The 22,469-nt window shown below is 60.8% G+C and carries 20 protein-coding genes; 14 read left to right on the top strand and 6 right to left on the bottom strand.

Features of this window, described 5'->3' with window-relative positions:
- Window positions 1-66 precede the first annotated feature (66 nt).
- The gene (gene maiA / locus BDW41_RS13175; protein WP_074548686.1) at window positions 67-732 is read left to right on the top strand and encodes a maleylacetoacetate isomerase; all 666 of its coding nucleotides are present in this window, start codon (window positions 67-69) and stop codon (window positions 730-732) included.
- Window positions 732-1,112, top strand: coding sequence for a 2OG-Fe(II) oxygenase (locus BDW41_RS13170; RefSeq protein ID WP_074548684.1), 381 nt, complete (start codon window positions 732-734; stop codon window positions 1,110-1,112). Before maiA ends, BDW41_RS13170 begins: the two co-directional genes overlap by 1 nt.
- Before the next feature lie 9 nt (window positions 1,113-1,121).
- On the opposite strand, the gene BDW41_RS13165 is transcribed toward BDW41_RS13170, so the two are convergent.
- Window positions 1,122-2,237, bottom strand: a complete 1,116-nt coding sequence (locus BDW41_RS13165) for a PilT/PilU family type 4a pilus ATPase (RefSeq protein ID WP_074548683.1) — start codon at window positions 2,235-2,237, stop codon at window positions 1,122-1,124.
- Between the two features lie 83 nt (window positions 2,238-2,320).
- Here BDW41_RS13165 and BDW41_RS13160 point away from each other — a divergent pair, with 83 nt between their 5' ends.
- From BDW41_RS13160 to glmS, 5 genes are all read left to right on the top strand, one after another.
- Window positions 2,321-2,917: a DUF4398 domain-containing protein gene (locus tag BDW41_RS13160; RefSeq protein WP_083337639.1), complete on the top strand. Its 597-nt coding sequence runs from the start codon at window positions 2,321-2,323 to the stop codon at window positions 2,915-2,917.
- Window positions 2,914-3,525 (top strand): hypothetical protein, encoded by a 612-nt coding sequence (locus BDW41_RS13155; protein ID WP_233496867.1) that lies wholly within the window; start codon window positions 2,914-2,916, stop codon window positions 3,523-3,525. Before BDW41_RS13160 ends, BDW41_RS13155 begins: the two co-directional genes overlap by 4 nt.
- Before the next feature lie 409 nt (window positions 3,526-3,934).
- Window positions 3,935-4,162, top strand: coding sequence for a YdcH family protein (locus BDW41_RS13150; protein WP_074548679.1), 228 nt, complete (start codon window positions 3,935-3,937; stop codon window positions 4,160-4,162).
- Window positions 4,163-4,322: 160 nt separating this feature from the next.
- On the top strand, window positions 4,323-5,693 hold the full coding sequence (locus BDW41_RS13145) for a pyridoxal-phosphate dependent enzyme (protein ID WP_074548677.1): 1,371 nt from the start codon (window positions 4,323-4,325) through the stop codon (window positions 5,691-5,693).
- Window positions 5,694-5,840: 147 nt separating this feature from the next.
- The gene (glmS, locus tag BDW41_RS13140; protein WP_074548675.1) at window positions 5,841-7,670 is read left to right on the top strand and encodes a glutamine--fructose-6-phosphate transaminase (isomerizing); all 1,830 of its coding nucleotides are present in this window, start codon (window positions 5,841-5,843) and stop codon (window positions 7,668-7,670) included.
- 65 nt (window positions 7,671-7,735) lie between these two features.
- Here the strand turns inward: glmS and BDW41_RS13135 are convergent, their stop codons facing one another.
- From BDW41_RS13135 to rfbB, 5 genes are read right to left on the bottom strand one after another with little or no spacing between them, the layout of a single operon-like run.
- Window positions 7,736-9,154 carry a mannose-1-phosphate guanylyltransferase/mannose-6-phosphate isomerase gene (locus BDW41_RS13135; protein ID WP_304529196.1) on the bottom strand — a complete coding sequence of 473 codons (1,419 nt, stop codon included), beginning with the start codon at window positions 9,152-9,154 and terminating at the stop codon, window positions 7,736-7,738.
- Window position 9,155: 1 nt separating this feature from the next.
- Window positions 9,156-10,091, bottom strand: a complete 936-nt coding sequence (rfbD, locus tag BDW41_RS13130) for a dTDP-4-dehydrorhamnose reductase (protein WP_074548671.1) — start codon at window positions 10,089-10,091, stop codon at window positions 9,156-9,158.
- Window positions 10,088-10,645 carry a dTDP-4-dehydrorhamnose 3,5-epimerase gene (rfbC, locus tag BDW41_RS13125; RefSeq protein WP_074548669.1) on the bottom strand — a complete coding sequence of 186 codons (558 nt, stop codon included), beginning with the start codon at window positions 10,643-10,645 and terminating at the stop codon, window positions 10,088-10,090. Before rfbC ends, rfbD begins: the two co-directional genes overlap by 4 nt.
- A complete protein-coding gene (rfbA, locus tag BDW41_RS13120; RefSeq protein WP_074548667.1) occupies window positions 10,642-11,529 on the bottom strand; it encodes a glucose-1-phosphate thymidylyltransferase RfbA in 888 nt (295 codons plus the stop codon). The genes rfbC and rfbA overlap by 4 nt, the downstream gene beginning before the upstream one ends.
- Window positions 11,526-12,575, bottom strand: a complete 1,050-nt coding sequence (gene rfbB, locus BDW41_RS13115) for a dTDP-glucose 4,6-dehydratase (protein WP_074548665.1) — start codon at window positions 12,573-12,575, stop codon at window positions 11,526-11,528. Before rfbB ends, rfbA begins: the two co-directional genes overlap by 4 nt.
- Window positions 12,576-12,809: 234 nt before the next feature.
- Between rfbB and BDW41_RS13110 the strand changes: the two genes are divergently transcribed.
- From BDW41_RS13110 to BDW41_RS13080, 7 genes are all read left to right on the top strand, one after another.
- Window positions 12,810-13,979: a PLP-dependent aspartate aminotransferase family protein gene (locus tag BDW41_RS13110; protein ID WP_074548958.1), complete on the top strand. Its 1,170-nt coding sequence runs from the start codon at window positions 12,810-12,812 to the stop codon at window positions 13,977-13,979.
- A gap of 59 nt (window positions 13,980-14,038) precedes the next feature.
- Window positions 14,039-14,851: an ABC transporter permease gene (locus BDW41_RS13105; RefSeq protein WP_074548663.1), complete on the top strand. Its 813-nt coding sequence runs from the start codon at window positions 14,039-14,041 to the stop codon at window positions 14,849-14,851.
- Window positions 14,841-16,226 carry an ABC transporter ATP-binding protein gene (locus tag BDW41_RS13100; protein WP_074548661.1) on the top strand — a complete coding sequence of 462 codons (1,386 nt, stop codon included), beginning with the start codon at window positions 14,841-14,843 and terminating at the stop codon, window positions 16,224-16,226. The genes BDW41_RS13105 and BDW41_RS13100 overlap by 11 nt, the downstream gene beginning before the upstream one ends.
- Window positions 16,219-17,553, top strand: a complete 1,335-nt coding sequence (locus BDW41_RS13095) for a hypothetical protein (RefSeq protein WP_074548659.1) — start codon at window positions 16,219-16,221, stop codon at window positions 17,551-17,553. The genes BDW41_RS13100 and BDW41_RS13095 overlap by 8 nt, the downstream gene beginning before the upstream one ends.
- Before the next feature lie 120 nt (window positions 17,554-17,673).
- Window positions 17,674-18,999, top strand: coding sequence for a hypothetical protein (locus tag BDW41_RS13090; protein WP_083337638.1), 1,326 nt, complete (start codon window positions 17,674-17,676; stop codon window positions 18,997-18,999).
- A 5-nt stretch (window positions 19,000-19,004) separates the two neighbouring features.
- A complete protein-coding gene (locus BDW41_RS13085; RefSeq protein ID WP_074548657.1) occupies window positions 19,005-20,207 on the top strand; it encodes a glycosyltransferase in 1,203 nt (400 codons plus the stop codon).
- A gap of 72 nt (window positions 20,208-20,279) precedes the next feature.
- On the top strand, window positions 20,280-22,376 hold the full coding sequence (locus tag BDW41_RS13080) for a glycosyltransferase (RefSeq protein WP_083337637.1): 2,097 nt from the start codon (window positions 20,280-20,282) through the stop codon (window positions 22,374-22,376).
- Window positions 22,377-22,469 lie beyond the last annotated feature (93 nt).

Raw genomic sequence — 22,469 nt, 5'->3', positions numbered from 1 at the left:
CCCCGGTGATGCAAACCGCACGACAGGTATCCTAGTTGTCCGATATGTCGCCGAGAGGACAAGGGTATGGGGCAGGATCTGGTGTTGTACGGCTATTGGCGCTCCAGCGCGGCCTACCGCGTACGCATCGCGCTGAACCTGAAAGGCCTGCCGTACGAGTCGAAGGCGGTGCACCTGGTGAACCAGGGCGGCGAGCAGCACCTGCCCGACTTCCAAGCCCTGAATCCGCAGGAGCTGGTGCCCTGCCTGGTCGACAACGGACGGGTGTTCACGCAGTCCATGGCGATCATGGAATACCTGGACGAAACCCATCCCACGCCGCCGCTGCTGCCGTCCGACCCGGCCGGCCGGGCCAGGGTGCGGGCGCTGGCCCAGGTGGTCGGTTGCGATATCCACCCGTTGGGCAACCTGCGCGTGCTTAAGCACCTGACGGCCCAGTTCGGGGCGGACGACGCAGCCAAGGGCGCGTGGTCGCGTCATTGGATCGGGCTGGGACTGAGGGCGATGGAGACCATGCTGGCGGGGAATGTCGCCACCGGCCGTTTCTGCCATGGCGATACGCCGACCATGGCGGACGCCTGCCTGATACCGCAGCTCTACAACGCGGTGCGCTGGAAGCTGCCGCTGGACGACTATCCGACTATCCGTCGCATCCATGACGCCTGCCAGTCGCTGGAAGCCTTCCAGCGGGCAGCGCCCGAAGCCCAGCCTGACGCGCCCCCGGCGGCCTGATGGCGTCGTTCTGGAAACATCTGTGGCGATGGCAGCGCGGCCGGCAGGGCAGCGGCTACGACAAGCTGCTGCTCGGCGGCACGCTATGGCCGCTTCCGTGTGACTGCTACCTGCTGAGGTTTCCGCAGGGTTCGTCCGTGCCGCCGCATACCGACCGCGTCGCGCAGGGCCGGCATTACCGTCTCAACATCATCGTTTGGCCGGCGCGCCGTGGCGGAGAGTTCGTCTGCGCCCGGCCCATCCATGCGAGCCGTCGCATCAAGCTGTTTCGACCCGACGTGGAGGAACACAGCGTGACCCGGATCGAACAGGGCACGCGCTGGGTGCTCAGCTTCGGCTGGGTGCGAGGCGCGCGGGGCGATACGCGCCCCGCGGCCTGACGGCAGGCTTCAGAAGCCCAGGCCGTAGGGGTCGTTGCCGACCAGTTCGGTGCTTTCGACGTTGCCGCTGTCGGACAGGCGCACCTTGAGCGCCAAGCCGTCGCGGGAGTCGGCCTTGTTGAGCGCTTCTTCCAGCTCGATGCGGCCTTCCTTGTACAGGCGGTACAGCGACTGGTCGAAGGTCTGCATGCCCTCCTGCAGGCTTCGGTCCATCGCTTCCTTGATGTCGTGCACCTGGCCGCGGCGGATCATGTCGCGGATCAGCGGCGTGTTCAGCAGTACTTCCGTCGCCGGCAGGCGGCGGCCGTCCTTGCCGATCACCAGGCGCTGGCTGATCACCGCGCGCAGGTTCAGCGCGAGGTTCATCAACACGTTCTTGTGGGCCGATTCCGGGAAGAAGTTGAGAATGCGCTCCAGCGTCTGGTCGGCGTTGTTCGAGTGCAGCGTAGCAAGGCAGAGGTGGCCGGTTTCGGAGAACGAAATGGCCGCTTCCATGGTGTCCGTGTCGCGGATCTCGCCGATCATGATCACGTCCGGCGCCTCGCGCATCGCGTTGCGCAGCGCTTCGTGATAGCTGTGCGTATCCAGGCCGACTTCGCGCTGGTTGACGATGGATTTCTTGTGGCGGTGCAGGTACTCGATCGGGTCCTCGATGGTGAGGATGTGGCCCGAGGAGTTCTGGTTGCGATGGTCGATCATCGCCGCCAGCGTGGTCGACTTGCCCGAACCGGTGGCGCCCACCACCAGGATCAGGCCACGCGGTTCCATGATCAGTTCGCGGAAAATGCTGGGCAGCTGCAACTGATCGATACTGGGAATTTCGCTCTTGATGGCACGGATCACCATGCCCACTTCGCCGCGCTGCTTGAACACGTTGATGCGGAAGCGGCCGGCTTCCTTCACGGCCAGCGCCATGTTGAGTTCCAGGTCGCGCTCGAACTGGGGGACCTGGCCTTCGTCCATCAGCGAATAGGCGATTTTCTTGACCATGCCGCTGGGCAGGCCGGTATTGCCCAACGGGTACAGCTTGCCCTCGACCTTGATGTTCACAGGGGCGCCCGTCGTCAGGAACATATCCGACGCGCCCTTGTCAACCATCAGCTTGAGGAAATAACCAATGTCCACTCGAATCCCCTAGTTCCGTGCGCATTGCTAAAAGCGATTATGCCCGCCCACAATACGCCGCGACACTCCGAGAGGACTGAGTGATGGTGCACATCTTTTCCCCGTCGAACGCGCGATCCAGGGTCGCCCGTCTGGCGGTTTCCACCCTGACGCTAGCCATGGTGCTGGCGCTGTCCGGCTGCGCGTCCACGCCGCCGCCGGACGGCTCCATGAACCAGGCGCAGATGCAGCTGCAGGCGGCACGCGATGCCGACGCCCAGGTGTACGACCCGATCGACCTCGGGAACGCCCAGGACAAGTTCATGCAGGCCCAGAACGCCATGGCCAAGCGCGACTACGACGTCGCCGCCCAGCTGGCCGACGAAGCCCGCGCCAGCGCCGAGCTGGCCCGCGCCAAGGCCCGCCTGGGCGCCGCCCGCGCCCAGATCCAGAGCAAGACCGCCGCCAACCAGCAGCTGCGCGACCAGATCGAGCAGTCGCTGGCCGAGCAGCAACAGCAGGACCAGAACCAGCCCAGCAACCTGCCGCCGCAGGAGCAGACGCCTGACATGCCGGCGCCCCCGAGCTCGGCGCTGGGCGAGCCCATCCCGCAGGGGCAGGGCTTCCAGACCTATCCGCAGAACCCGCCCCCCAACCAGCCGGCTCCTGCGTCGAGCACTGACCAAGGAGGCCACCTGTGAAACCGACCTTCCGCCTTTCGATGCTGCTGGTGGCCCTGGCCGCCGCCAGTGCCGCCCATGCGTCCTCCAAGGACGACATGGACGTGGCCCGCCTGAACAACAGCCTCAGCCAGCTCTCCAGCGATCCGGCCCTGGGCATGTACGCCCAGGCCGAGCAGGCGCGCGCCCACGACGCCGTGAACCAGCTGTCCCAGGCCCGCTCGCGCGACCGCGCCCACGCGCTCTACATCGCCGAGCGTCGCGTGGATCTCGCCCGCGCCACCGCCCAGCTGCAGGACGCCCAGCAGCAGATCGCCAAGCTCGACCGCGAACACGACCAGATCCAGCTCGATGGCAGCCGCCGCGAGACGGAACTGGCCCGCCGCGAACTGGAGCGCCAGCGCCTGCAGTACCAGGCCGCGCAGGAAGAATCCGCCCGCCAGATCGCCGCCGGCGCCGAAGCCGCCGCCCAGGCGCAGGCCCAGGCCGACCAGGCCAAGAAGCTCGCCGCGGCCCAGGCCAAGGTGGCCAACGCGGCCAAGAAGCAGGCCGACCTGGCAGCCCAGGCCGCCCGCGCCATGCGGCAGCAGATGCAGGGCGACAGTTCCAGCAAGGACCAGGGCAAGTAACTCCTGCCCCGGTTTGCGATAGGAACAAAGGCCGGCGGCGCCACCGCCGGCCTTTTCGTTTGTCTGGTACGGGACGAGACGATGCGTCCGGGTTGCCGTTACCGTTCAAATTTCGCGACGCCGATGTTGACGTCGCGCAAAAGACTGTTTTGACAATCTTTTTTCAGAAAGTTCCGCCGAGCGTGAAGGCCACTATGACGCTTGCATGACCCCGGAACCGGGAGTAGGGTCAAGTTCCCAGGGGGCATCGTCGCGCCTTGGGTCACCGACCTGAATCATGCGCCCATCCTTCTTCTCCAACCGTTCTCCATGGCCCGTCCAAGCGGCATGGATCGGGGGTGTGCGCGCCTGATTCAACGTCAGCAGGGCCCTCCAGGCACCTGCCGTTCTCTCCAGAGGAGGTTCGATCATGTTTGAAAACCAGCAGCGTGATGATGTCGAAGCTTTGATGAAGGCCGACGCCGAGTTTCGTCGGCTCTACCAGCACCATCAGGAGCTCGACAGCAAGGTGCATGACGCCGAGATCGGCGTGCTTCCCATCGACGACATGACGTTGTCGGGCATGAAGAAGGAAAAGCTCCACGCCAAGGAGCGACTCCAGCGCATGTGGGATACCCGAGCGCACCGCATCAACTGAATCTGCGACGTTTTCGCATGAACGCGGCCCCGGCGCCTTACGGCTTCCGGGGCCGTGTCGTTCATGGACTCCGCGAAAGGGCACCCGGTGGCTCGGGTATCATCGCCCTCCTGACGGTCGCCGCCAGGCGCGCCGGATCCACCTACAGCCAGGAGTTCCCATGTCGGTCCACCAGAGTGTCCTCGAACTGATCGGACGTACCCCGATGGTACGCGCGCAGCGCCTGGACGTTGGACCGTGCGAACTCTTCCTGAAGCTGGAAAGCGCCAACCCGGGCGGCTCCGTGAAGGACCGCATCGGCCTGTCGATGATCGAAGGGGCCGAAAAGGCCGGCAAGATCCGCTCGGGCGACACGCTGGTGGAAGGCACCGCGGGCAACACCGGTCTGGGCCTGGCCCTGGTGGCGCAGCAGAAGGGCTACCGCCTGATCCTGGTGGTGCCGGACAAGATGAGCCGCGAGAAGATCTTCAACCTCAAGGCCATGGGCGCCGAAGTGGTGCTCACCCGCTCGGACGTGGCCAAGGGCCATCCGGAGTACTACCAGGACATGGCCGAGCGCATCGCGCGCGAAACGCCGGGGGCCTATTTCATCAACCAGTTCGGCAACCCGGACAACCCGGCCGCGCATATCGCCAGCACGGGCCCGGAAATCCTCGAGCAGCTCGACGGCAAGGTCGACGCCATCGTGGTGGGCTGCGGCTCGTCGGGCACGCTGAGCGGCCTGTCGAAGTTCTTTGCCGAACACTCGCCGAACACCGAGTTCGTACTGGCCGACCCGGTCGGCTCCATTCTTGCCCAGTACATCAATGAAGGCACACTCTCGACCAAATCCGGCAGCTGGATGGTCGAGGGCATCGGTGAGGATTTCCTGCCCACCATCAGCGACTTCACGCGGGTGAAGAAGGCCTACGCGATTCCCGACAAGGAGAGCTTCCTGGCCGCGCGTGAGCTGCTGGCGAAGGAAGGCATCCTGGGTGGTTCGTCCACCGGCACGCTGCTGGCCGCCGCGCTTCGCTATTGCCGTGAGCAGACCGCGCCCAAGCGCGTGGTGACGCTGGTGTGCGACACGGGCAACAAGTACCTGTCGAAGATGTACAACGACTACTGGATGCTCGACAACGGCTTCATCGAGCGCGAACAGCACGGCGACCTGCGTGACCTGCTGCTGCGCCCGTTCGCCCAGCGCGACACCGTGGTGGTGGGCCCCAACGAGCTGCTTATGACGGCGTACACGCGCATGAAGCTGTACGACGTCTCGCAGTTGCCGGTGATGGACGGCAGCCGCCTGGTCGGCATCCTCGACGAATCGGACGTGCTGATGCACGTGCACGCGGACGAATCCAAGTTCCGCGACGCCGTGTCCACCGCCATGATCACCAACCTGCAGATGCTGGACGTACGTTCGCCCATCGAATCCCTGTTGCCCGTGTTCGATCGCGGGCACGTGGCCATCGTGGTCGACGGCGAGCAGTTCCTGGGCCTGATCACCCGGATCGATCTGCTGAACTATCTACGCCGCAAGGTGCATTGAAGCCCGGTCGATGGGGCGTTCAGCATGGACAGTGGAACATCGGGCCTTCCGATCCACGGTCGTGAAAGTTTGTTGAAATCGGTTGTCGACAAAGTCGCGATCCCGCGACCGTGTGTGCGCCGCGCCCGTTTCAAGGAGTAACAACCCATGTGTGGAATCGTTGCCGCCGCCGCCCAGCGTGACGTGGCCCCCTTGCTCATCGCCGGCCTGAAGGCCCTGGAATACCGCGGGTACGACTCGGCGGGCCTGGCCGTTCTCGACAGCGGCGAGATCCACCGCGTGCGCGCGAAGGGCAAGGTCCGGGAGATGGAGGGCCTGTACCTGGCCCAGCCGTTCCCCGGTGGCACCGGCATTGCGCACACCCGCTGGGCCACGCATGGCGTGCCGAACGAGGCCAACGCGCATCCGCACATGGCCGGCAGCGTGGCCCTGGTGCACAACGGCATCATCGAGAACTACGCCAGCCTGCGGGCCGACCTGCAGAAGCGTGGCCACGTCTTCACCTCGGAGACGGATACCGAAGTGATGGCCGCCCTGGTCAACGAACACGTCGAATCCGGCATGAGCCTGCGTGAGGCCGTGCTGGCCACCGTGCGCGAGCTCGAAGGCGCCTATGCCATCGCCGTGATCAGCAGCAAGGAACCCGGCCGCGTGATCGGCGCCCGTCATGGCGCGCCGCTGCTGGTGGGCGTGGGCATCGGCGAGCACTTCCTGGGCTCCGATGCGCAGGCGCTGATCCGCGTGACCAACAAGATCATCTATCTCGACGAAGACGACGTGGCCGAGATCACGCGCGATCGCGTCGAGATCTTCAACCTCGACGGCCAGCGCGTCCAGCGCGCCATGCATGAAAGCGAGCTTTCCGCCGATGCGGTGGAGCGTGGCGAATTTCGCCACTACATGCAGAAGGAAATCTTCGAACAGCCCAACGCCGTGGCCGCGACGCTCGAAGCACGCATCGGTCCGCACGGCGTGCTGCCGAACATCTTCGGCGTGGACGGTAACGACCTGCTCGACAAGGTGCGCGGCCTGCACATCATCGCCTGCGGCACCAGCTACCACGCGGGCCTGGTGGCGAAGTACTGGATCGAAGAGTACGCACGCCTGCCGGTGAACGTGGAAGTGGCCAGCGAGTATCGCTACCGCGAGGCCGTGGTGCCGGACGGCACGTTGTTCGTCGCCATTTCCCAGTCGGGTGAAACCGCCGACACGCTGGCAGCGATGCGCGAATCACGCCGTCGCGGGTATCTCGGTACGCTGGCGATCTGCAACGTGCCGGAGTCCTCCGTGGTTCGCGAGGCGGACCTCAAGCTGATGACGCGTGCGGGCCCGGAAATCGGCGTAGCCTCCACCAAGGCCTTCACCACCCAGCTCGCCGCGCTGGCCCTGCTCGCCCTGCATCTGGCCCAGCATCGCGGGCTGGACAGCGCGCGATACATCGACCTTTGCAACCAACTGCAGCACCTGCCGCGCGCCATCGAGGATGCCCTCAAGCTGGAACCGCAAGTGGTCGACCTGGCCGCCCATCTGATCCATCGCCAGCACGCTCTGTTCCTAGGCCGCGGCGCACAGTATCCGGTGGCGCTGGAAGGGTCGCTCAAGCTCAAGGAAATCTCGTACATCCACGCCGAGGCTTATCCTGCCGGCGAGCTCAAGCACGGCCCGCTGGCGTTGGTGGACGAGAACATGCCGGTCATCGCCGTGGCCCCCAACGGCCCGCTGCTCGACAAACTCAAGTCCAACCTGCAGGAAGTCCGTGCGAGAGGTGGCGAGCTGCTCGTGTTTGCCGACGGCGAAGCCAGCCTGGAAGGCAACGGCGCGAAGGGCGTCACCCTGCGCATCAACGGCGGCGGCGACTTCATCGCACCGGCCGTATTCACCGTACCGCTGCAATTGCTCGCCTACCACGTGGCCGTGCTGCGCGGCACCGACGTCGACCAGCCGCGTAACCTGGCGAAGTCGGTGACGGTGGAATAATTCGTTGTCGGATGCAAAAAAAGCCGCGCGATGCGCGGCTTTTTTTCTTTGCGGAGGCGGAACCGTCAGGAGCGTCCGTAGACGTCTTCCAGCCGGACGATGTCGTCTTCCCCCAGATAGCTGCCCGACTGCACCTCGATGATCTCGAGCGGCACCTTGCCCGGATTGCGCAGGCGATGAACGCTGCCCAGCGGAATATAGGTACTCTGGTTTTCACCGAGGAGGAACGTACGGTCGTCGCAGGTGACCTCCGCGGTGCCCGACACCACGATCCAGTGTTCCGCACGGTGATGATGCTTCTGCAGGCTCAGCGCTGCACCAGGTTTTACGATGATGCGCTTGACCTGGAAGCGCTCGGCCGATTCCAGCGAGTCATAGCTGCCCCACGGACGGCGCACCACACGGTGCAGCGAGTGCTCGGTGCGGCCCGCCGCCTTCAACTCGTCGACAACGCGCTTGACGTCCTGTGCGGCATCCCGATGCGCGACCAGCGTGGCATCGGGTGTGGTGACCACGATCAGGTCGTCGACGCCCACCGTGGCGAGCAGGTGGCGGTCATGCGAGCGCAGCAACGAATTGGTCGTGTCGACCGTGATGGTGTCGCCTTCGCGCAGATTGCCCTGCGCGTCGCGCACGCCCGCGAGCCAAAGTGCCGACCACGAGCCGATATCGCTCCAGTCGCACTTCACCGGAATGACGGCAGCGCGCTGCGTCTTCTCCATGACGGCGTAGTCGATGGAGTTGTCAGGCACCTTGGAAAACAGCTCGGCGTCGATGCGGACGAAATCTAGGTCCACTTTGGCGGAGGCATGCGCCTTGCGCACGGCATCGAGCATTTCGGGCGCGTGTTGGCCGAGTTCTTCCAGGTAGCGTGAGGCCTTGAACAGGAACATGCCCGAGTTCCAGTCATAGCCACCATCGGCCACATACGACTCGGCGGTGGCCAGCGCCGGCTTTTCCACGAACTGGGCAACGCGGAATGCACCATCGCCGATGGATTCGGCGCGCCGGATATAGCCAAAGCCTGTCTCGGGGCGGTCCGGGCGAATGCCGAAGGTGGCCAGCCATCCCGCCTCCGCGGCCGGCAGTGCCAGCTTGACGGCCTGGATGAAGCTCTCAGCATCACCGATCAGGTGATCCGCAGGAAGCACCAGCAGCAGCGCCTCGGCATCGCGCTCGATGGCCTTGAGCGCGCCCAGCGCAATCGCCGGTGCCGTATTGCGGCCCATGGGCTCGAGTACGATGGTCGCGTTCTCTACGCCAGATTCGAGCAACTGCTCGGCAGCCAGGAAGCGATGGTCCTCGCTGGCCACCACGATGGGCGAGCCGATGTCCGGCAGCAAGCGCGTACGGGCGATCGTCTGCTGGAACAGCGTGCCCTGGCCCGTCAACGACAGGAATTGCTTGGGCAGATTGCGCCTGGACACGGGCCATAGCCGCGTGCCTGAGCCACCACTGAGGATGAGCGGAATGAGCATGGTCAGTTCAGCGAGCCTGGGTAGATAGTTCGGCCATCACTTCGTGCAGGCCTTGTTGCCAATCGGGCAAGGCAAACGCGAACCGCTTTTCAAAAGACGAGCTGTCGAGCACGGAATAAGCCGGCCGCTTTGCCGGTGTCGGGAAATCCGCGGTGCCGATCGCGGCAACCGTGGGCTTCTTTGCGATCAAGCCGCGATGGAAAGCTTCTTCGAAGATCGCCGTGGCAAACCCATGCCACGTGGTGGAGCCGCTGGCCACGAGGTGATAGGTGCCTTCCAATGCGCCGCGTTCATCGGCCGATGCCTTGATCCACGCCCGTAGCGCCGCGAGCGAGCCGCGCACGATGAGAAGCGTGGAGGTCGGCGCCCCGTGCTGGTCGGCGACGACGCGCAGCTCATCTCTCTCCGCCCCAAGCCTGAGCATGGTGCGCATGAAATTCTGCCCATGCGCCGCGTAGACCCATGCGGTGCGGAAGGTCATGTGGTGCGCACCGCTCGCTGCCAGCGCCTGCTCGCCGGCCAGCTTGCTGCGGCCGTAAGCCCCCAGAGGCGCCGTGGCGGCGTCGACGGCGTAGGCCTGCGCGCTCTGGCCATCAAAGACATAATCCGTGGAGTAATGTAGTACCAAGGCGCCATGGGCGGCCGCCCATTGCCCAATGGCTCCCACGGCGGCGCCATTGATCCGCGTGGCAAGCGCCTCTTCCTGCTCTGCGCGGTCCACGGCCGTATAGGCGGCCGCATTGACGATCACGTCCGGCTGGACTTGATCGAGGAGGGCGACCAGTCCCTCGGGCGAAGACAGGTCGCCCGCGACGCCAGGTGTGCCGCCGGCGACCGATCCGTCGCGGGTGGCCGGCACGACGTCTCCAAGCGTGGCGAGGGAGCCTTCCTTCAGGAAGGTCTGCCCAAGCTGGCCATTGGCACCTAACAGCAGGATCTTCAAACGCGATACTCCGGTAGACGCTCCGGCGTCACATCGGCAAGCAGGGGGGCCTTGCTGTCCTTGTCCGACAACAGCGGGTTGCTGATCGGCCAGTCAATGCCGATGGCCGGGTCGTTCCAACGGATGCCACCATCCGCCGGGGCATGGTAGAGATCGGTGCACTGGTAAGAGAACGTCGCGAATTCTGAAACCACGCAAAAACCGTGCGCAAAACCCTCCGGTATCCAGAAGTGGCGATGGTTCTCAGCGGTGAGCATCACGCCCGTCCACTGGCCGAACGTCGGCGAGCCGCGGCGGATGTCCACGGCCACGTCATAGACCTCGCCCTCCAGCACGCTGACCAGTTTTCCTTGCGGATGCGGCCATTGGTAATGCAGCCCGCGCAACACGCCACGCGCCGAACGCGAGACGTTCGATTGCACGAACTTCCGATCGATGCCCGCCTCGCGATACTTGGCTTCGTTGTAACTCTCGTAGAAAAAACCGCGCGAATCGCCGAACACCTGCGGTTCGATGACGACACAGCCGGGCAGGGAGGTTTCGATGAACTTCATCCAACGTAGCCTTGTTTGATCAGATTCTGGAGGTACTGGCCGTAGCCCGTCTTGGATAGCGGAGCGGCGAGGCGAAGCAGTTGCTCGGCGTCAATCCATTTGTTGACGTAGGCGATCTCTTCGGGACAGCAGACCTTCAAGCCCTGGCGATTTTCGATGGTCTGGATGTACTCGCCTGCTTCCATTAGCGATTCGTGGGTGCCGGTGTCCAGCCACGCATAGCCGCGACCGAGTTGCTCGAGATGCAGCGATTCGTCGTCGAGGTAGCAACGATTGAGATCCGTGATTTCCAGCTCACCGCGTGGCGAAGGCTTCAGTTCGGCCGCGAAATCGGGTGCGCGATGATCATAGAAATACAGGCCGGTCACCGCATAGTTGGACTTCGGCTCGGTCGGTTTTTCCTCAAGACCGACGACCTTGCCTGCAACGTCGAATTCGGCCACGCCGTAGCGCTCCGGATCCTTGACCCAGTAACCGAACACCGTAGCGCCGCGCTCGCGCATTGAGGCGCGCTTCATGCGCTCAGTAAGGCCTACGCCATAGAAGATGTTGTCGCCCAGCACAAGGCAACTCGGGTTGTTCCCGACAAACTCGCGGCCAATGATGAAGGCTTGCGCGAGACCATCCGGCGAAGGTTGCACCGCATACGTGATATTGATGCCCCACTGGCTGCCATCACCCAGTAGGCGCTGGAACAGCGCCTGTTCATGCGGGGTATTGATGACCAGGACGTCGCGGATACCCGCCAGCATAAGCGTGGCAAGCGGGTAGTAGATCATGGGCTTGTCATACACGGGCAGAAGCTGTTTGCTCACCGCCTGCGTGATGGGATACAGCCGCGTGCCAGAGCCGCCGGCAAGGATGATGCCCTTTTGATTGCTCATGCGCCGAGCCGCTCCATGCGATAGCTGCCGTCAAGTACGCGGGAAACCCATGCCTTGTTCTGCAGGTACCAATCGACCGTGCGGGTGATGCCAGTTTCGAATGTTTGCGAGGGGCGCCAGCCGAGCTCGTTCTGCAGCTTGGAGGAGTCAATGGCGTAGCGGCGGTCGTGACCGGGGCGGTCCTTGACGAACGTGATGAGCGACTCGCGGCGTCGACCATCCGCCAGCGGATGGCGCTCGTCCAGCAGGGCGCAAATGGTCCTCACGACGGTCAGGTTTTCGCGCTCAGCGTTGCCACCCACGTTGTAAGTTTCGCCGACGCGACCGGCCTCAAGGACGCGCTGAATTGCAGTGCAGTGATCGCCAACGTACAGCCAGTCGCGGATGTTCAGGCCGTCGCCATAAACCGGCAGAGCCTCGCCGGCCAAGGCCTTCTGAATGATCAGCGGGATCAGTTTTTCAGGGAACTGATAGGGGCCGTAGTTGTTCGAGCAATTGGTGGTCAGCGTGGGCAGGCCGTAAGTGTGATGGAACGCACGAACTAGATGGTCCGACGCGGCCTTGGAGGCCGAATACGGGGAATTGGGCGCGTAGGCCGTGGTTTCCTTGAAACTGCCATCCGGGCCAAGCGAGCCATAGACCTCATCGGTGGATACGTGCAAGAAGCGGAAGGCGCTGCCTGCCGAAGCATCCAGCCCACGCCAGTAGTCTCGGCTGCTTTCCAGCAGCCCCAGTGTGCCCACAACGTTAGTTTCGACGAACGCAGCAGGGCCGTCGATCGAGCGGTCGACGTGCGATTCAGCGGCGAAATTGACGACTGCGTCCACCTTGTGGGTCTTCAGGAGACTGGAAACCAGCTCGCGGTCGCCAATATCGCCCTGCACAAAGATGTGGCGCTCGTTTCCCTCCAGCGACGCCAAAGTGTCCAGGTTGCCCGCATACGTGAGCTTGTCCAGGTTCACTACCCTGTGACCCTGGGCAATGGCCTGAAGCACGAAATTGGCACCAATGAAGCCGGCTCCGCCGGTAACTAGCAGTGTCGTCATAAGTCCTGACTGGCGAAAATAATGTTTCGCCATTCTGTCACGCTTTGGGAAGCCAGAAAACTCAAGCAAACCCGGCCGAATGCCTTTTGAGACACCGGTTTATACGAGTCAGTTACGGGCCTGTTCATCTGGTGCCGGCGGGGAGGGCATTTCCCGGCTAAAATAGGTCGGTTACCGGTATCCTTGGGTAAATCATGGATCGGGCTTATGGCCCGGCTTTCTGACGTGGTGATCATGGCGACGAACAAGAAAAAAACAGTACTTGGGCTCGGTACGCGAGCCATCCACGCGGGGCAGCACCCAGACCCCTTCACCGGCGCGATCATGACGCCGATCTACGCCACGTCCACCTATGTCCAGAGTAGCCCCGGCGTTCACAAAGGCTACGAATACTCACGCACCCAGAATCCCACGCGCATGGCCTATGAGCGGTGCGTGGCTGACCTGGAGGGTGGTAAGGCTGGTTACGCGTTCGGCTCCGGCTTGGCCGCTGCAGCTACCGTGCTGGACCTGCTGGACAGCGGAAGTCACGTTATTGCGATGGATGACCTATATGGGGGCAGCTATCGTTTGTTCGAGCGCGTGCGCCGCCGTTCGGCAGGCCTGGACTTCACGTTCATCGATCTCAATGACACCAAGGCACTCAAGGCTGCACTGAAGCCCAATACCCGCATGATTTGGGCGGAAACCCCGACCAATCCCATGCTCAAGCTAGTGGATTTGGCGAGGCTCGGCGAGTTTGCCCACAAGCATGGCCTGATCCTTGTCGTGGACAACACCTTTTGCTCGCCAATGCTGCAGCGTCCGCTGGAATTTGGCGCGCATCTGGTGCTGCATTCGGCAACCAAATATTTGAATGGTCACTCCGACATGGTCGGCGGCATTGTGGTCGCTGGCAGCGACAACGAGTTGGTGGAACAGATGGGGTTCCTTCAGAACTCGGTGGGTGCCGTATCTGGCCCGTTTGATGCCTTCCTGGCCATGCGTGGCCTAAAAACACTGCACCTGCGCATGCGTCAGCACTGTGCCAGTGCGCTGGACCTGGCTCGTTGGTTGGAAAAGCACCCTGCGATCGACAGGGTCATCTATCCAGGCTTGAAGAGCCATCCCCAGCATGCGCTGGCCAAGAAGCAGATGGACGGTTTTGGCGGCATCATCAGCGTGGAAGTCAAGGGCGGTCAGAAAAAGGCGCGCAACGTCCTGGAGCGTTGTCACCTGTTCGCGCTTGCCGAGTCGCTTGGCGGCGTGGAAAGCCTAATCGAACACCCGGCCATTATGACGCACGCCTCCATTCCTCCGGCCAATCGCAAGCGCCTGGGCATCAGCGATAGCCTGATTCGCCTTTCGGTTGGCGTGGAAGACATTGCCGATTTGCGAAACGAACTCGATGACGCGTTGCGCTGAAGTCGCTGCCTCCTATCTACTTCGCAGTCATCCGCAGATTAACGAAGGCAACCACCAGAATGGCTGGTTCTAAATTCACTGGGCCCTTTCATGTGGCCATTCGGCATAGATCGCTGATCCTCGAGTTGACGCGCCGTGAAATTCACGGGCGATATCGAGGGGCGAACTTTGGTTTGTTGTGGGCGCTGATCAGTCCTTTCCTCATGCTGGCGGTGTACACGCTGGCGTTTGGCAGTATCCTGAAGAGCCGGTGGCCCCAGCCGGCGGAGGGGGTGCACAACTTCGCCCTTATTCTATTTATCGGTCTGATCATTCACGGCTTCTTGGCTGAATGCATAGGCCGTTCGCCAGCGCTGGTGGTCAGCAACCCGAGCTACGTGAAGAGGGTGATTTTTCCTCTGGAAATACTGCCGTGGCCGATGGTGCTGTCCGCTCTTTTTCATTTACTGACGAATCTGTTGGCTTTTTTTGTTCTGGAGTTAGTGCTTGAACGCCAGTTTGTCTGGCAGGTCGTGCTTTTCCCGCTCACAGTTGCGCCGCTGGTGATTCTGACGTTGGGCGTATCTTGGTGGCTGTCTGCGCTGGGGGTGTATTTCCGCGATATCGGGCAGGTCACTGGCGTTCTGGTGACTGCATTGCTGTTTACCTCCACGGCCATCATGCCAATCTCCTCAGTCAGTCCGGAGGTGCGTTGGTTGTTTGAATTTAACCCGCTGAGCTTCATCATCGACCAGTCGCGTGAAGTGGCACTCTGGGGACATTTTCCGAACTGGGCGGGTCTCGGGCTCTATGCTCTTGGTGCGCTCATGTTTACGTATCTGGGCTATGTGGTTTTCATGACGGCTCGTCGAGGATTTGCCGATGTCCTCTGACGTGTCGATCCGAGTTTCGGGCTTGTGCAAGTCGTTCCCGGTGTACGACAAGCCTCATCATCGCCTCATGCAGATGTTTGCCGCAGGCGATGCCAAACGTCGTTGGTATCGAGAGTTCCATGCACTATCGAACATTGATTTCGAAGTGCATAGAGGTGAGACCGTCGGTATCGTTGGCCGCAATGGATCCGGTAAATCCACGCTGCTCCAGCTGATCTGCGGCACGCTTGCGCCTACGCTCGGCAACGTGGAAATAAATGGCCGTATCGCGGCTTTGCTCGAGCTGGGCGCCGGCTTCAATCCTGAGTTCACCGGCCGGGAAAATGTCTTTCTCAACGGGACTTTGCTTGGCCTCACAAGGATGGAGATAGAAGCGCGGTTCGATGAAATAGTGGCTTTCGCGGACATCGGTGACTTCATTGATCAGCCCGTCAAGAGCTATTCAAGTGGCATGTACATTCGTCTGGCGTTTGCCGTGGCGATCAACGTGACGCCAGACATTCTCATCGTTGACGAAGCACTTTCCGTCGGTGACGAGGCTTTCCAGCGGAAGTGTTTTGCTCGAATCGAGCGCATTCGCAACGATGGCGCCACCGTGCTTTTTGTTTCGCATTCGGCGGGTACCGTGTTGGAGTTGTGCAATCGCGCTATCCTGCTGGATAGAGGCGAGCTATTGGCCATCGGTACGCCAAAGCGTGTGGTGTCTCACTACCAGAAGTTGCTTTACGCGCCGGATTCCGTGGCGAAGGGCATCCGCGACAAATATCGAAGGGAACTGCTCGAGCAATCAGGCACTCGCGCCGGGAACGTTCGCTCAGATGCCGCCAATATAGCTGTCCAGCGTCCAGAAGATATGCCTGGCGAAGACATTCCCGACGCCTATTTTGATCCAGGCCTGCGTTCGCAGAGCGAGCTTCGCTTTGAGTCCCGGGGCGGTAGGGTAGTAGACCCGCATCTGGAAACGCCCGGTGGCCAGCGTGTCAATGTCGTGCGATCCGGTGCAGAGTATGTATTCGTGTATAGCGCGGAGTTTGACAAGCTTTCGGCCGCAGTGCGTTTTGGCATGTTGATCAAATCCGTGTCGGGGCTGGAGCTTGGCGGCGCAGTGACTTCCCAGCCTCTAGATGCAATTGATTTCGTGCAGGCCGGCACTTCCGTCACGGTAAGGTTCCGGTTCCGATGCCTGCTGGCACCAGGCACTTACTTTATGAATGCCGGTATTCGTGGTCGCGTGGGAGAGGAGGAGACCTTCCTGGACCGAGTCATCGATGCCGTGTTGTTCCGAGTCCTGCCAGATCCCGGTCGCCTGGCAACTGGGTATGTGGATTTTGGCGTGCAGTCGCAACTCACCCTGGAGGGAGAAGTTCATGACTGAGTCTGCCTCTAAGGGCCAAGACACGGCGGTGTTGGTGCTTGGCATGCATCGCAGCGGTACCTCAGCGGCAACAAGGGTTTTGAGCCTGCTGGGTGCCGAATTGGGGGATCGGCTACTTTCGCCACAAAACGATAACAAGAAGGGATTCTGGGAGCACAGTGACGCAGTCGAAATCCATGATCGTCTACTGGAGTCACTCGGACGAACTTGGCATGACATGCGCGAGCTTCCTGACGGCTGGCAGCACTCGCCGGCCGCATTGTTCGCGGTGGACGAGATCTGTGCGCTTATCAAACGAGACTTTGATGGTAAGCGACTGTGGTCTGTAAAGGATCCTCGTATGTGTCGTTTGATGCCGCTGTGGCTTGCCGCACTCCAGCGGCTTGACATTCGTGCGACGGCGCTTCTGATGGTCAGGGATCCACTCGAAGTCGCGGATTCTTTGGCAGTTCGTGATGGCTGGTCCCACGGACACTCTTACCTGATGTGGGCAAGGCATTTATCGGAGTCCATCAGGGCAACGCATGGTGTTCCCCGATCAATGCTCACCTACGGTGATCTGTTGACCGACTGGCGTTCGAATCTGTCCAGGGTCGGCAGGCAGCTTGGCCTGGACTGGGAGGAGAGCATCGCCAATGAAGCTGCTGCGATCGACGGTTTTCTCAGTCCTGAAGACCGACATCATAGTCTGGTGCCGGGCTCTTTGCGCCGCCAGGAAATCCCGTTACTGCTGAAAGAGCTGTTTCAGTTGTGCAGCGATGCCATGGCTAGCGGGAATTGGCGTCCCCTTGAGGATTGGGATACACGCTTTGTCGGGGCGTCTGAACTCTTTGAGCGCCCGCTGGAGCAGATTATCGCCAACCTGGGCGACGCCGAGGCTGCCCGGGATGAGCTCGCACGGCTGTCACAGGAGCGAATTGAACGTATCCATCAGCTCGAACACCAGATGAAGGAAACAGTGAGACATTTGGAAGCCCAGTATTTTGATAAAGTCCAGCATTACGCCCAACTGGAAGGGCGAATGGCCGTGATTACGGAGCAACTACTTAGGTTGGAATCCGAACACCTTTCCCTAGTAGAGGGGCGTGCCGAAGCTCGGGCTGTGGCGAAAGAGCGCCAAATCCGTCTGGAAGAGGCTCAGGCTCGGTTGGAAGAGGCCCAAGTTCAGCGCGAAGATGCACACGCCAAGCTGAAGGACGCCTTAGATCGGATCCACGGGGGAGAGCTTTTGACACAGCGATTGCAAAACGAGCTAGAAGAGCTACGGATGCAGGTGCGCAGTCGACGCTGGCTCGTCAGGAAGGCATTCACGCCACGACGCCCGTGAGCGGATTTCGTTTTACCGATCTGGACCGATCGTTGAGGGCGGATCGTAAGTGTGTCATCGGACAGCACTTATTAGTTAGTGGCAGTCGTTAAGGTCACGCGACGTTTATGGAGTAAATGAGTGAATCTCATTGAGAAGATTACCTGGTACTGGCAAAACAAGGGTGTCAGGGGGCTGGTCCGACGAATCGTCAAAGGACGTGAATCAGCTTTGCACCACATGTTGGGGCAGGAACAGCGGTCGGCTGGCATGACTCCGTCGGCGGCTGACTTGCGGGCGATCGCAGCGGATACGCTGGATGTGCGTGCGTTGATCAAGCGTTCCTATGCGCCCATTCAGCCGCTGCCGGTGTATTCAGCCCCAGGACCCAGCGCGCGCATCAATCTCGTTACAGACAGTATCAATTCGGGGTCGCTTTTTGGTGGCGTTGCAACCGCCATCATTCTCTCAGTGTTATTGGCAAAGAGGACGGGAGCCAAGCTGCGCGTCGTGACCCGCACAGAGGCGCCTGATGCCTCGGGTTTTGCGCATGTGCTGGAGTGCAATGGCATCAAATACGTCGATGACGTCGAGTTCGTGCAGGTAGGCGTTTCCGACGAGCGTGCGCAATTGGATGTTTGCGAAGGGGATCGATTCCTGACTACCTCCTGGTGGACGACGGCTTGCGTCCTGGGAAGTATTCCTCCTTCACGCATCGACTATCTTCTGCAAGAAGACGAGCGGATGTTCTACCCGCATGGCGATGACTGGTTGCGTTGCCAGGAAGTCCTGATGCGAGAGGACATTCGATTCATCATCAATACGGAAATGTTGCTTCGTCATTTTACATCCACGGGCCTGGAGCATATGGCCAGCCATGCGATGTGGTTTGAGCCGGCTTTCCCGAACCAGATATTAAGGGCGCCCAACCCAGGCAATGAGCAGAGGTTGAAGTTTTTCTTTTACGCAAGGCCGAACAACTTGCGAAACCTTTTCTATCGTGGCATCGAGGTTCTCGACGAGGTCGTAGCTGAAGGTATTCTTGACCCTAAATCGTGGGATGTGTATTTCGTGGGCAAGGACGTGCCCAAGCTGAGGCTTGGTGGCGTGTTGGAGCCTATCGTTCTCCCAACGATGGAGTGGCGTGATTACAGCGCATTCATAGCAAGCATCGATCTGGGGCTCTGTCTCATGGCTACGCCACACCCCAGCTATCCACCACTGGATTTGGCCGTTACGGGTGCATTGGTGGTGACCAATCAATTCGGCGTCAAGCGCGATCTGCAGAACTATTCCAGTCGTATTATCTGCGTCCAACCGGACGCCAAGTCGCTCAAGGAAGGGTTGCGCGCGATGATTGTTCGGGCAGAAGCCGAGCAGAAGACGGGTAGGCCCAGCGGCAAGCACCATCATCTCTCGACGTCGTGGGAAACAAGTTTGGCGGCAATCGTCGAGCAGTTGAGGTAATTTCGATGTTCCTGGTCAACCAGCCCGTTCACGCTTACCAAGACCCTTGGAATATCCCTTTTGAGACACGGTTCCGGGAACTTTGCGATGGCGCGCGTCGTGTCGCGTACTTCTACGAGCGACCCGATACGAGCACATTTCGCTATCGTGTTTACAATATGATCCAGGTTTTGCGAGAGCTTGGCTCCGACATCGGGGCGGGTTTCTTCGGTCTGGACGACCGTGAGCATCTCAACCGCGTGGTGGATGCGGCCGATGTCATTGTTATCTGCCGGACCAAGTACAATCAGCACGTCAACCAAATGATTACCCGCGCAAAGTTGCAGGGTAAGCGTGTGATATTCGATGTCGACGACCTAGTGTTCAATACGGATTATGCGCATCTGATTTTACGCACGCTTGATCAGAGCATCGAAGCCAACGAAACCTGGGATCACTGGTTTGGTTGGATTGGTCGTATGGGCGCAACGCTACGGATGTGCGATGCCGCGATAGGAACCAACTCCTATCTCGCTGCTCGTCTCAACGAGTATTCGGGTCTTCCCGCCAGCGTGATTCCCAACTTCCTGAACAAGGAGCAGCTAGCCATTTCTGACCCGATTTATCGGGAGAAGGTGCAAGGTGGTTTCAAGCGTAATGGCTATATCCACATTGGTTACTTCAGTGGGACGCCTACGCATAACCATGACTTTGCAATGGTGGCGAAGGCCTTGGCGACGATCATGAGGGAAGATAGCAGGGTGAGGTTGCTGGTCGTCGGCTTCCTTGAAATGAAGGGGGGACTTGAGGCGTTTGCAGAACGAATCGAGTTCTATCCGCTGCACGATTTCATCAACCTACAGCGGCTGATGGGACTGGTGGAGATCAATATCGTTCCCCTTCTGGATAACGGGTTCACGAACTGCAAGTCCGAGCTGAAGTACTTCGAGGCGGCGGCGGTGGGGACATTGACGATAGCTACGCCTATTCATAGTTACGCCAGCGCTATCGTCAACGGCGAAAACGGCTTCATCTCGTCAAGCTCCGGTTGGTTGGATGCGATTCGTAACCTTATTCAGCGCCTTGATGACTATCCGCGCCTGGCTCAGGTCGCCCATGACAGGTCCATTGAAAGATATGGCTGGTTCAATCAGTTGGAGCTTATCGAACAGACCGTGTTTGGACATCTCGCAAAGCCCTGCGCGACGCTGACGGCGATCGGCCAGTAATTGAGTGCCTAGACGGCCTTGCCTCAGGCGAGCGCCCAAGTCTGAAGAAGGCGAGGACAAAGGGAGAATCTTTTGACCACCGCGCAAGGAGATGTATTTCTCCGAACCTTCAGTCTTGTCGTCGAAGAAGATGGAGGGTGGGCATCCGGTTGGTACTGGATTGACATCGAGTTGGACGGCGATGCGTGCAATTGTCGCTCACCGGCGCTGTATCCGGACCTGGGGGAAGGCGGCTTCAGGGAGCAGCTTCGGATGCCGTTGGGGCATTTGCGCAGAACATCGAATGCGCCCATCCGTGGGCTGGTGCTTCTTCGCTGGCCAACGAGAAGGCTCGGGCTTTGGCTAGACGGCGTGACTCCGCTTTTCTTCAAGATTCAACGCGTGGGGCGCCTGCGCGCCCTCCTTAGCTTGCTTGTAGGTGCTCTGCGCAGATCAGGGCCACTTTTGCTGTGGCGGAGTCGGAGGAGCCTTTTACTTGGTGGTGTTCGTCAGTTGGCCGGTCAGCTGTACATACTGTACGGCGGTCCGGCGACGGATGAGGGATGGGAGCCTGGCGACGAGCGGGTCAAATCCAGTCAATTTGGTCCTGCGGCTCGACGCGATGGCGGCGACGTGACGGTAGAAGGGCCTTTGCTATCCATCATCATTCCCGTGTACAACACGCCTCCGCATTTGTTGAGGGCATGCTTCGACAGCGTGCTGCGGCAAACCTATGGCCGATGGGAACTCTGCGTGGCCGACGATGCTTCCGTCGCTCAAGGGACGCTGAAGGTTTTAAGTGAATACGGGCTCCGTGATGGGCGGATCAAGGTTGCCAGATGCAAGCAGAACAGCCACATTTCGGCTGCGAGCAACCTTGCCCTTTCGCTGGCCCTGGGCGAGTACGTCGTCCTGCTCGATCACGACGACATGCTGCACCCCGAGGCGTTGGAGGCCATCGCCGCCATGGCTTATGAGCAACCGGATCTGGCACTAATCTACACGGACGAGGACCGCATCGCGCCGGATGGAAGAAAGTACTTCCCCTACTTCAAGCCGGATTTCGCGCCCGAGCTCTTGGAGGGCCAGAATTTCATTGGCCACCTCGCTGCTTATCGCCGCGACGTGATTTGCCATCTGGGCGGCTTCCGGCTGGGCTATGAAGGTAGTCAGGATTGGGACCTAGCGTTGCGTGTTTCTGATGCTGTTGGTCAGGAGCGGGTTGGCCACATTCCTCGGATTCTGTATCACTGGCGAGTATCGGAAAACTCGACCGCCGGCGACGTCACGATCAAGCCCTACGCGTCGCTGGCAGCCGAACGGGCTATTCAGGATCATCTGGCCCGCTTGGGTGAGGATGGTGCGCATGTGTGTCGCTTACCTTGGATTCCTGGGTCATTTCGGATAAAGCGGGCGGTTCCCTCCGGACTGACGGTCAGCGTTATCGTGGATGCCAGAATCTCCGGCGACTCAATGGAAGCAACCTACGAGGTGATAGAGCAAGCGAAACACTACGCAGCGAGCGTGGATGCGTGGGCCATCTTCCCTGATTCAGCGGGTCAACTGATGGTGTGCGAGGTGACGAGCGCGGGAGGAGAGGTCATCGTGGCCGAGGGGATTTCGCGGCACTATGGCTTCGCAGATGCATGCAACGCAGCCGCCTCGATCGCCAATGGAAGTCTACTTCTGTTTGTCAGGGCCGGAACCGCGCCATTGCGCAGCAGCAGCCTCGGAGAGCTGATGGCTCACGTGGCCCGGGCCAACGTCGATGCCGCAGGAGGCAAGGTCTTCGACCAGTGCGGCTTCGTTCGGCAAGCCATCATGCTGGAAGACGATGGCGGCAAGGGATGGAGCTTCGGGGCTGGGATGCCTTCAGCGACCGCTGGACCGCTGAATCTGCTCTGGCTTACCCAAAATGTGTCGCTGTTGGCCTTTGACTCACTGATGATAGATAGAGTTTGCTACCAGGCTGCTGGCGGACTCTCTGCCGAGTGCGAAGAAAGCACTGCCGTGGCCGAGCTATGCCGCCGACTGTCAGCAAGCGGCCGTCGACTGATCTGGACGCCGTTCGCGGAGTTCGTTAGCAATCTTGCCCCAACTGATAGCGTTTCAGCGAAGGGCGACTATGGCCAGGAGGCGATTGGGCATGCCTGGCGTCCTTACGTTCGCCGTACCCTTCGGGGCTCATAATCAAGGGATATGCAAGGCCGGCAGCAACGAGCATTCGCGTGAGGCGGCATAATGTGGGTGGAGGCCTTACCCGATCGCTTCACGCTACGTTGG

The sequence above is a fragment of the Dyella sp. AtDHG13 genome, assembly GCF_003201105.1.
Classification (GTDB): Bacteria; Pseudomonadota; Gammaproteobacteria; order Xanthomonadales; family Rhodanobacteraceae; genus Dyella; species Dyella jiangningensis_B.
The sequence above is the reverse complement of the archived record's forward strand: the minus strand, read 5'-3'. Positions and strand labels throughout refer to the sequence as shown.

Bases quoted from the DNA above. Each gene is read 5' to 3' on its own strand.
- maiA (WP_074548686.1), top strand. From the start codon at position 67: ATGGGGCAGGATCTGGTGTTGTACGGCTATTGGCGCTCCAGCGCGGCC.
- BDW41_RS13170 (WP_074548684.1), top strand. From the start codon at position 732: ATGGCGTCGTTCTGGAAACATCTGTGGCGATGGCAGCGCGGCCGGCAG.
- BDW41_RS13160 (WP_083337639.1), top strand. From the start codon at position 2,321: ATGGTGCACATCTTTTCCCCGTCGAACGCGCGATCCAGGGTCGCCCGT.
- BDW41_RS13150 (WP_074548679.1), top strand. From the start codon at position 3,935: ATGTTTGAAAACCAGCAGCGTGATGATGTCGAAGCTTTGATGAAGGCC.
- BDW41_RS13145 (WP_074548677.1), top strand. From the start codon at position 4,323: ATGTCGGTCCACCAGAGTGTCCTCGAACTGATCGGACGTACCCCGATG.
- glmS (WP_074548675.1), top strand. From the start codon at position 5,841: ATGTGTGGAATCGTTGCCGCCGCCGCCCAGCGTGACGTGGCCCCCTTG.
- rfbC (WP_074548669.1), bottom strand. From the start codon at position 10,645: ATGAAGTTCATCGAAACCTCCCTGCCCGGCTGTGTCGTCATCGAACCG.
- rfbA (WP_074548667.1), bottom strand. From the start codon at position 11,529: ATGAGCAATCAAAAGGGCATCATCCTTGCCGGCGGCTCTGGCACGCGG.
- rfbB (WP_074548665.1), bottom strand. From the start codon at position 12,575: ATGACGACACTGCTAGTTACCGGCGGAGCCGGCTTCATTGGTGCCAAT.
- BDW41_RS13110 (WP_074548958.1), top strand. From the start codon at position 12,810: ATGGCGACGAACAAGAAAAAAACAGTACTTGGGCTCGGTACGCGAGCC.
- BDW41_RS13105 (WP_074548663.1), top strand. From the start codon at position 14,039: ATGGCTGGTTCTAAATTCACTGGGCCCTTTCATGTGGCCATTCGGCAT.
- BDW41_RS13100 (WP_074548661.1), top strand. From the start codon at position 14,841: ATGTCCTCTGACGTGTCGATCCGAGTTTCGGGCTTGTGCAAGTCGTTC.
- BDW41_RS13095 (WP_074548659.1), top strand. From the start codon at position 16,219: ATGACTGAGTCTGCCTCTAAGGGCCAAGACACGGCGGTGTTGGTGCTT.
- BDW41_RS13085 (WP_074548657.1), top strand. From the start codon at position 19,005: ATGTTCCTGGTCAACCAGCCCGTTCACGCTTACCAAGACCCTTGGAAT.